Genomic DNA, 8,446 nt, shown 5'->3' on the forward strand with positions numbered 1-8,446 from the left:
TCTGGCGGGGTTTTACAAACATCATGCTGCCGTTATCATGATCGTACCGGGTGCGGCCGTACATAATAACGCCCGACTTCAGTTTTTTAAACCCAATCATATAAAAATCGGATGTAAACTCCCTGTTGCCGAACGAACAGGTGTGTACGCACCTTTGTACGCTGATGAGCGGGTTCTCGGGCGGGGCAAAGCCGTTGAAACGGTGCATATCGGCCAAGTTTTTAAAATGCTGCATGATCAAAAAATATTAAACAAATTTACGCCGAATTCCGGCGTAAATTGTGTCAGTATAATACCATTAAATATTTATTTACCGTGTGCTGCTGCCGATACCTCGCTCCAGCTATCCCACTCGGCATAACGACTTTCATAAACCTGTTTAATCCAGGGGTAAGCCTGGCTACCCAGGAATAAACGCAGGGGAGGGTTTTCACTGTCGATCAACTTTCGCACCGCATCATTAGTTGCTTCGGGGATACCAAAAATATCATCGGTTAAGCCAGCCTGGAAAGCTGCCCGCAAGCCATCATACTCCGGCATCTCGGTGGTATGTGCCGATGAAGCACCTGCCCAATCCGTGGCAAAGCCGTTAGGCTCTATCAGCGTTACGTTAATGCCAAAGCCCTTTACCTCGGCAGCCAGGGTTTCGCTTAAGCCCTCTACAGCAAATTTTGAGGCATTATACAGGCCCAACACAGGCAACGTAACCAAACCCAACGCGCTCGAAACCTGGATGATGTGCCCATGCCCCTGTTGGCGCATTACAGGTAACACCGCTTGTGTAAGCCATAGCAAGCCAAAAAAGTTGGTCTCCATTTGTTCGCGGGCTTCCTGCTCGGTGGTTTCTTCAACGCTGCCGAATAAGCCGTAGCCCGCGTTATTGATCAATACATCAATGCTGCCAAAATGTTCCTTTGCCTTATTGATGGCCGCGAAACCGGCAGCACGGTCGTTCACATCCAGTTGCAGGGGTAAAATATTGTCGCCGTATTTGTTTACCAGGTCATCCAGGGTACGCAGGTCGCGGGCTGTTGCTATTACTTTATCGCCGCGTTGCAGTAGTGCATCGGCCCATAATTTACCAAAGCCACGTGAGGCGCCGGTAATAAAAATTGTTTTTGCCATTGTTTTGTTGTTTTAATTATGACACAAATGTAGAGTGCCTTTTGCCGCCCGATTTATACGGAAGTGGGGAAGAATGATACATTTTTACGTAGGTGAGGGTGGATGGTAATGGGAGTGTCATGATGAGGGGAAAGCAATATATTGTATATTCGCTAATGCGCAACTGGAAAACAAGATATAAGGCTTTATTTGCAATAGCCATCATCGGGTTGGGTAATTTCCTTTTTCTTTATGCATGGACACATGCTTCGCTTGGGCCTGTATTGGGTAACCTGTTCGTTGTATTAGATGTAATCCTTACCGGTGGCGGTGCGGTATATTTTCTTATCGTGATAATTGATAAACTGCGGCAATAAGCAGATTATACCTGTCGTACCAAAGCAACTTTATTTGTTGCTCATCCATGAGGCCTTTCACTGTCCCCGCGAGGACAGAAATTCATTATTCATGATTATTTTACCTTTGTTTTAGCCTTAACTTTATACCATTGGAAAGATTCCGTTAGGACAGAAATAACGCAATGGAATGGTAGCCGCAGCTAACCGCTGTGCAGTTTCCTAAAATATAAAATCAATGATTCATGAATGATACTTCGACTAAAGTTCCTTCCCCTGATTTGCCGGGAGAAGCTGCCATTCAATATGATCAATTCTTTGGTCCGCTATACTTTGAACCATTTGCAGTAGAAGTAGCAAAACGGATTGACTCCGCACTGGCTTCTATAGTGCTGGAAATTGCCGCCGGAACAGGCCGAGTTACCCGCCATATCCGCGAACGCATTCCACCCCCGGCAAAACTAATCGCTTCAGATATTAGCGAGGATATGATGGCCGTAGCCAAAAAAAAATTAAGCCATCTTGATATCGACTGGCAAAATATAGATGCCCAACAACTTCCTTTTGCCGACAATAGCATCGACATGGTTATTTGTTGCTTCGGGTATATGTTTGTTCCGGATAAGCCAAAGGCATTTGCAGAGGCATACCGGGTGCTAAAACCGGGCGGCTCATTTTTATTTACAACCTGGGATAAGTTGGAGAATAACGCTGCGTCATATTCCTGCAGAACTATAGCACAGCAATATTTGGACGAGCCATTGCCCGAATCTTATAATCTTGCTACCTCGATGAATGATGAAGCCGTCATAACGCCATTATTACAGCATGCCGGGTTTGCAGAAATATCAATTGAAAAAGTACAACTTTTTGCCGTTAGTCCAACCGCAAAAGAAGCAACACACGGTCTGGTAGAGTGGGGGCCTATTTATGAGGAGATTAAAAAGCGTAACCCGGCCTGGATAGACGAGATAAAAATTAAAGTGGAAAAAGAACTTGCCGAAAAATACGGAGCTGCCCCCATGATAGCTCCGATAAGTGCTGTAATCAGCCAGGCGCGCAAATAGTCAGGGAACAACTTCGTTTGAAAGAAAATCGGAGGGGTTTAGTTTGCTGGCACTCGCCGTTGTTGGGGTTGTCAACCTCCAACAAGGGCGGAGAAACTCAGTGACTGCCGAGTTGCTGCGCCAGACCGATAAGAAGGCCCTCGGTTCCGCGGATGTAGCAGAGTCGGTATGAGTTCTCATACTGAACCATTTCGCCTACAAGCTGAGCGCCGTGCTTGCTGAGCCTGGATACCATTTCGTCAATGTCTTCAACAGTGAACATCGCACGCAGATAGCCCAGCGCGTTCACCGGGGCTGTACGGTGATCTGAAATTACAGGCGGGGTAACAAATCGCGAAAGCTCGAGGCGGCTATGGCCATCCGGGGTAACCATCATGGCAATTTCTACGCGCTGAGAACCCAGCCCGGTAATGCGGCCCGCCCATTCACCTTCCACGGTAGCCCGCCCTTCAAGCTTCAGGCCTATTTCTGTAAAAAAAGAAATGGCGTTATCGAGGGATTCTACAACGATGCCCATATTGTCCATTCTTATTAATTTATTTTCTGCCATAGTTTTATCTCGTTATAGATTAAAAGTAACGATGTTCATCGAAGTATTGTTCACAACAAACCTCAATAAAGTTAAACGTATTAAATTGTATGAATCGGAACCGCAGCCTAAGCAATCCTAAATCCTGCATTTATCCCGATGAAAATAAAAGCAAATAAATTTGCGCAACTCAAAAGTTGCGTATATATTTGCAACCTGTAGGTTGCTTAATTGAACATCTGTAAAATGAAACAAGATATATTCCAGGCCATAGCCGACCCAACACGCAGGGCTATTTTAACTTTAATTGCCATACAGGCATTAACACCAAATGCCATGGCCCAAAAATTTGATATGACCCGGCAGGCCGTATCAAAACATATTAAAGTATTACACGAATGCGATTTGATTAAACCCGAGCAAAGCGGCCGGGAGATTTATTATCACTTTAACGCAAAAAAAATGCAGGAATTCGACAACTGGTTAGCCCAATTCAGGCAAAGCTGGGAAACACAATTCAATCAACTCGACCAACTATTATCAACAATTAAAAAAACAGAAAAATGAACAACGATTTGCTATTTGATTTTAACGTTGACAAGGCAGCGAAAACGGTTTATATAACCAGGGAATTTAATGCCGGGCAATCTTTAGTATGGGATGCCTTTACCAAAGCCGAACTGCTTGACCAATGGGGGGCACCTGCACCTATGCGTGCCAAAACCAAGTATATGAATTTTGAAGTAGGCGGACGGCGATTTTACGCGATGATAAGCCCCGATGGGCAGGAACGTTGGTCGGTGCAGGAATTTACATCCATTACCCCGAAAACCAATTTTAAGATGTACAACGCGTTTGCTGATAAAGACGAAAATCGTGAACTGCCGGGGTCTGAATGGGATTACAATTTCAGCGAACAAAATGGAATAACCAAAGTGGACATTACCATTTTTAATGAGTCGTTTGAGCGAATGGAGAAATTATTGGAGGGCTTCAAAATAGGTTTTACCATGACATTAAAAAACCTGGAAGAGCTGTTATCAACTTTATCTTAAGAATTTATAAACCGAAACATTAACAATTAAAACATAGAAATCATGAGAGCAATTAATCCCTGGATCAACTTCAACGGAAATGCCGAAGAAGCATTCACTTTTTACAAATCAGTTTTTGGCGGAGAGTTTACCAAGATCATCTGTTTCAAGGACCTGGCCGGCCCCGAATTTCAGATACCAGAACATGAGGCCAATAAAATAATGCAGATAGTTTTGCCCCTTGGCAAACACAATGTGTTAATGGCCAACGACGTGCCCGAATTTATGGGACGCGTAAATGAAGCCGAAAACCGGTCGAAAATATCAGTAAGCGCCGATAGCCGTGAAGAGGCCGACAATATATTTAACGGCCTGTCAGCAGGCGGAGATGTCGAAGGCCCCATTGGCGATACGCCCTGGGGTACGTATGCCGGAATGTTCAGGGATAAGTACGGGATAGAATGGATTGTGGAGTTTGACGGGAGTTATAACGGGTAAATTCCTTATTTCGTCAGAGGTTCTCCAATGTTATTAAATTAAGGCCGATTTAATATCGAACACCGAATATCCAATATCGAATAATGAAGAAGAAACTTCGGTGTTGGATATTCGGTGTTCGATATTATTTTTCACTTCTGCTTCTTTTAACGTAATAGCATTGGAGAGAACGCGCGGGAAAGAAATCCCATCTGTAGTGCCGGTTTAGCCCGCATATCCCCGACTTACTTTTTATTCTGTATGATTACAGTATAGGTATAGTCAAGTTTACGAACGGCTACGGTACTGTGTACAACCACCATTTGCAGGGGATAACCGTCTTTATTATAAGTATAATTATAAAATTCCAGGTCGTTATTACTTATTCTGTTATTAACCGGGCTGTATATATCATTAAAAGCCTGGTACAAAACGTATAAATTATTTTTCAGGGCCTTGAAGGGGCTACTTTTTTTATCATGCTTAAAATTAGTTACAAAAGTAGGCACTGATGGATTTGAATTATCATATAAACCCCGTTTGGTGATGTTGCCGTCAACATCATATACAAGTTGATATTGTTGTGTTTTGCCTACTACTTTTTCTGCATAGCCTTTACTATTCAGCGTAGTGACCAGGCTATCCGCCGATGCTTCCGGATAATGATAAACGTTTGTCATAACATTACCCGAATAGGAATAGGTAAGCTTATTCCATGGGTAATACCGGGTTCCGGTTTTAATCACTTCTGTAATCCTTCCGGTGCCATCGTAATTTATGGTAAAACTTACCGTAAAATTCTGCGAAGCGCTTTTATAAACAACGGTATGTTTGGTTAGCTGGTGCGAATCGGTGTAAGTAAAGCTCTCCGTTTTTGTTACCGGCGCTGGCGACAGCAGCTCATTGGTTACTATGCTCTTTAAAAGATAAATGGTGTCTTTTTTTGTGACTTCGGTGTCTGGCAATTTTCCCGAATTTTTGTCCTTTTTGCAACTGGCCATTAAACCCATTAATGCAACCACTATGATCATGTGTTTAAAATTCATAAGATTAAAGCTTAAACAAGTATACAATTGGCGAATGTTCTTTAACAAAGCTACATGAAAACACCGAACTATCAACAAGTTAACTAAATCAATTTTATGTATTTGATGATTATGCTATAAATCCCTGCTTTCGGAAGAAAGCAGTGATTTGAAAGAAACTTATGCTTTTAAAGCTATTTTTTTTGCTTTTTGGTGAAACCATCGTCAACTAATAATTCCGCCACATTGTCGTTCATTTTTGGGAGTTGATGGATTTAAAACCCATACATACCACCCGAAACGGAAATTTGCTCGCCCGTAATCCAGGCTGCATCATCCGAAGCAAGAAAAACGGCAGCTTTCGCAATGTCCTCAGGCTGGCCTCTACGGCCAAGCGGTGTTTTTTCGACAAACATCTTTTCATACTCACTGCCGGTGGTAACGCCCGCGCTGGCTGCGCCTTCTGTTGCTGTAGCGCCTGGCAAAATAGAATTGATACGAACGTTTTTAATACCCAACTCCTTAGATAAAGCTATTGTGAAGGCATCCAATGCCGCTTTAGTTGAAGAGTACAATGAGGCATTTTGAAGAGGGTATTTACTTGCACCCGAACTGATATTGATAATGTTCCCACCCTTATCGCCGAAAAGTTTCAAAGCTGCCTGGATGGTCAATATCGGCCCTAACACATTCACGTTGAAACTTTGGTGGAAATCTTCTATCGAAATTTGTTCAATAGGCGCATATCCTTGGGATACCGCGTTATTTACCAAAATGTCCAGCGTACCGAAAGCATTCTCAGTTTCTTTAAACATCCTGGTTACATCGGCTTCTTTCGATACATCGGCCTGTACTGCAATGGCTATGCCTCCATTATCGGTTATCTCCTTAACTACTTTATCCGCGCCTTCTTTACTTGAGGCATAATTTACAACCACCTTCGCGCCTGCTGCCGCGAAGTGTTTGGCAATAGATGCGCCTATTCCTTTTGAAGCACCGGTAACTACCGCTACTTTGTTTTTTAGTTTACTCATTTTGAAAATTATTTTAATTATTTAATGGCACGGGTTACATACCCTCGTCGGTGTGGGGTTAATTATTTAGCCAAATAAGTCATGCCGCCATCAACCAGGAGTTCGGCGCCAAGCATGAACGAGGAATCGTCAGAGGCCAGGAAAACCGCTGTTTTACCAATGTCGGCTGGTTGCCCGATCCGGCCTATCGGCATTTGATCTGCAAAATGTTTTTTTACAGCGTCAATTTGTTCTGCCGGAACAAACTTGTCAAATGCGGGTGTATCTGTTGTGCCTGGTGTGATCACATTTGCCCTGATCTTTCTGTCTAAAAGGTCGCTTGAAAATCCTTTGGCTAAATAGATAACGGCCGCTTTTGCAGCACCATACAGCGTAAAATTCGCATATGCCCGATGTGCAGCGTTCGACCCGATCAAAATAACAGAGCCACCATCATTCATATAGGGCAATGCTTTTTGAACAGTGAAGTAAACACTTTTCAGGTTCAGGTCAATTGCCTTGTCAAAGCCGGCTTCGTCAAAAGTTGCCACAGTTCCTACAGTTCCGGCACCTGCATTGGCTACAATCACGTCTATTTTACCAAATTTTTCAGCTGTTGCTGCAAACACCCTTTCCAGGTCGGTAAGGTTGGTTACATCGGCATTTATGGCTATAAAATTATCTCCAAGCTCAGCCACAGCATTATCTAAAGTTTCCTGGTTTCGGCCCACAACAGCGCCTACAGCACCTTCACTTTTGAATTCCTGCGCAATACCAAACCCAATGCCACTATTACCACCTGTAATAACTGCTACTTTATTTTTTAGTCTGCTCATTTTTAATTTGTATTTAATTTTGTTTCGCAAACATACCGTCAATAGTTTATATTTGTAACTATCGACAGTGTATTCTGGTTACCATTGGGTAACTACAATTTTAAATTATATGAAGGACGAAAGATTTTGCAATTCGAATTGCCCGTTTACGAGAGCTATTGGCACTATTGGTAATAAATGGAAGCCGATAATTATAAATGTAATTGGCGCCCGTACCATTCGTTTTGGCCAGCTGGATTCTATAATACCACTCATTTCAAGGAAAGTACTAACCGAGCAACTGAAAGAGTTGGAAGAAGATGGACTATTGGAAAGATTAGCCTACAAGGAATTACCGCCAAGGGTAGAATATAAGTTGTCTGAAAAAGGCTTAGCTTTTTTGCCAATTTTAGAACACATCAAAGAATGGAATTTAAAATATGAAGTGGCTTTAATACCCAAAGAGACTGATAGGGTAACTTATGCCGGATAGTGCGCCGTCCCCTCGGGATCTCTCCGAGAGGATCCTGAGGTTCCCCAATCACCTCGCATAAACGCGGCTTCGGGAATTACGACTTGCGCTGTGCAACCGCCGGGTCCTCTCCGAGAGACCCCGCGAGGACTGACAACTCGCCGTCCCCTCAGGGTCTCTCGGAGAGGACCCTGAGGTTCCCAATCACACCTCGCATAAACGCGGCATTGGAAATTACGACTTGCGCCGTGCAATCGCTGGGTCCTCTCCGAGAGACCCCGCGGGGACAGAAAATATGAAGTAGCCTGACTCGTCCTAAAATAAGTTGACAGTTTAAATAAAGATAATAATTTGTTATTGTTTGTCGTGTTGGAATGTGGGAAACCTCCTTAGGTTTTCCATATTTCAACACGTTTTTCTTTTTTTGCTTCTTTTTTTCTTTTTAAAAACGATAACGTTTTTGTGGACAACTAATCAGCCATGACCTCTTTTGCCGATCTTGTCGGAAAATAAGTCTTCCAGTTTCGCACAAGTTTTATTATCATACTATGAGC

Annotated in this window: 11 protein-coding genes and 1 pseudogene; 6 read left to right on the forward strand and 6 right to left on the reverse strand. The window is 43.2% G+C overall.

Annotated elements, in window-relative coordinates:
• Together AC1DXF_RS29120 and AC1DXF_RS29125 are read right to left on the reverse strand one after the other, a co-directional pair.
• Positions 1-235 (reverse strand): annotated as a pseudogene (locus AC1DXF_RS29120) (helix-turn-helix domain-containing protein); the annotation flags it as partial.
• Between the two features lie 71 nt (positions 236-306).
• Complete coding sequence (locus AC1DXF_RS29125) at positions 307-1,125, reverse strand: SDR family NAD(P)-dependent oxidoreductase (protein ID WP_477452200.1); 819 nt, start codon at positions 1,123-1,125, stop codon at positions 307-309.
• Between the two features lie 155 nt (positions 1,126-1,280).
• Between AC1DXF_RS29125 and AC1DXF_RS29130 the strand changes: the two genes are divergently transcribed.
• Together AC1DXF_RS29130 and AC1DXF_RS29135 are read left to right on the forward strand one after the other, a co-directional pair.
• The gene (locus AC1DXF_RS29130) at positions 1,281-1,481 is read left to right on the forward strand and encodes a hypothetical protein (RefSeq protein ID WP_477452201.1); all 201 of its coding nucleotides are present in this window, start codon (positions 1,281-1,283) and stop codon (positions 1,479-1,481) included.
• 224 nt (positions 1,482-1,705) lie between these two features.
• Entirely contained in the window at positions 1,706-2,527 is an 822-nt protein-coding gene (locus tag AC1DXF_RS29135) for a class I SAM-dependent methyltransferase (RefSeq protein ID WP_477452202.1), read from the forward strand.
• A 97-nt stretch (positions 2,528-2,624) separates the two neighbouring features.
• Here the strand turns inward: AC1DXF_RS29135 and AC1DXF_RS29140 are convergent, their stop codons facing one another.
• Positions 2,625-3,077 (reverse strand): VOC family protein, encoded by a 453-nt coding sequence (locus AC1DXF_RS29140; protein WP_477452203.1) that lies wholly within the window; start codon positions 3,075-3,077, stop codon positions 2,625-2,627.
• Between the two features lie 225 nt (positions 3,078-3,302).
• Between AC1DXF_RS29140 and AC1DXF_RS29145 the strand changes: the two genes are divergently transcribed.
• Genes AC1DXF_RS29145 through AC1DXF_RS29155 form a run of 3 tightly spaced genes read left to right on the forward strand, consistent with a single transcriptional unit; the run spans position 3,303 to position 4,588 of the window.
• Complete coding sequence (locus tag AC1DXF_RS29145; RefSeq protein WP_090644261.1) at positions 3,303-3,623, forward strand: ArsR/SmtB family transcription factor; 321 nt, start codon at positions 3,303-3,305, stop codon at positions 3,621-3,623.
• Positions 3,620-4,111, forward strand: a complete 492-nt coding sequence (locus AC1DXF_RS29150; RefSeq protein WP_477452204.1) for an SRPBCC family protein — start codon at positions 3,620-3,622, stop codon at positions 4,109-4,111. The genes AC1DXF_RS29145 and AC1DXF_RS29150 overlap by 4 nt, the downstream gene beginning before the upstream one ends.
• Before the next feature lie 42 nt (positions 4,112-4,153).
• Positions 4,154-4,588, forward strand: coding sequence for a VOC family protein (locus tag AC1DXF_RS29155; protein WP_477452205.1), 435 nt, complete (start codon positions 4,154-4,156; stop codon positions 4,586-4,588).
• A gap of 224 nt (positions 4,589-4,812) precedes the next feature.
• Here AC1DXF_RS29155 and AC1DXF_RS29160 read toward each other — a convergent pair whose 3' ends face one another.
• The 3 genes from AC1DXF_RS29160 to AC1DXF_RS29170 form a co-directional block, all read right to left on the reverse strand.
• Positions 4,813-5,613: a hypothetical protein gene (locus AC1DXF_RS29160; RefSeq protein ID WP_477452206.1), complete on the reverse strand. Its 801-nt coding sequence runs from the start codon at positions 5,611-5,613 to the stop codon at positions 4,813-4,815.
• A gap of 254 nt (positions 5,614-5,867) precedes the next feature.
• Complete coding sequence (locus tag AC1DXF_RS29165; RefSeq protein ID WP_477452207.1) at positions 5,868-6,626, reverse strand: SDR family NAD(P)-dependent oxidoreductase; 759 nt, start codon at positions 6,624-6,626, stop codon at positions 5,868-5,870.
• A 62-nt stretch (positions 6,627-6,688) separates the two neighbouring features.
• Positions 6,689-7,441, reverse strand: coding sequence for a glucose 1-dehydrogenase (locus AC1DXF_RS29170; protein ID WP_477452208.1), 753 nt, complete (start codon positions 7,439-7,441; stop codon positions 6,689-6,691).
• Between the two features lie 109 nt (positions 7,442-7,550).
• Between AC1DXF_RS29170 and AC1DXF_RS29175 the strand changes: the two genes are divergently transcribed.
• Positions 7,551-7,913, forward strand: a complete 363-nt coding sequence (locus tag AC1DXF_RS29175; protein WP_477452209.1) for a winged helix-turn-helix transcriptional regulator — start codon at positions 7,551-7,553, stop codon at positions 7,911-7,913.
• Positions 7,914-8,446 lie beyond the last annotated feature (533 nt).

It is taken from the genome of Mucilaginibacter sp. P2_A5 (genome assembly GCF_056404995.1).

Excerpts from the sequence above, each read along its gene's own strand:
- AC1DXF_RS29125 (WP_477452200.1), bottom strand. The coding sequence starts at position 1,125 with ATGGCAAAAACAATTTTTATTACCGGCGCCTCACGTGGCTTTGGTAAA.
- AC1DXF_RS29140 (WP_477452203.1), bottom strand. The coding sequence starts at position 3,077 with ATGGCAGAAAATAAATTAATAAGAATGGACAATATGGGCATCGTTGTA.
- AC1DXF_RS29150 (WP_477452204.1), top strand. The coding sequence starts at position 3,620 with ATGAACAACGATTTGCTATTTGATTTTAACGTTGACAAGGCAGCGAAA.
- AC1DXF_RS29145 (WP_090644261.1), top strand. The coding sequence starts at position 3,303 with ATGAAACAAGATATATTCCAGGCCATAGCCGACCCAACACGCAGGGCT.
- AC1DXF_RS29170 (WP_477452208.1), bottom strand. The coding sequence starts at position 7,441 with ATGAGCAGACTAAAAAATAAAGTAGCAGTTATTACAGGTGGTAATAGT.
- AC1DXF_RS29155 (WP_477452205.1), top strand. The coding sequence starts at position 4,154 with ATGAGAGCAATTAATCCCTGGATCAACTTCAACGGAAATGCCGAAGAA.
- AC1DXF_RS29135 (WP_477452202.1), top strand. The coding sequence starts at position 1,706 with ATGAATGATACTTCGACTAAAGTTCCTTCCCCTGATTTGCCGGGAGAA.
- AC1DXF_RS29130 (WP_477452201.1), top strand. The coding sequence starts at position 1,281 with ATGCGCAACTGGAAAACAAGATATAAGGCTTTATTTGCAATAGCCATC.
- AC1DXF_RS29160 (WP_477452206.1), bottom strand. The coding sequence starts at position 5,613 with ATGAATTTTAAACACATGATCATAGTGGTTGCATTAATGGGTTTAATG.
- AC1DXF_RS29175 (WP_477452209.1), top strand. The coding sequence starts at position 7,551 with ATGAAGGACGAAAGATTTTGCAATTCGAATTGCCCGTTTACGAGAGCT.
- AC1DXF_RS29165 (WP_477452207.1), bottom strand. The coding sequence starts at position 6,626 with ATGAGTAAACTAAAAAACAAAGTAGCGGTAGTTACCGGTGCTTCAAAA.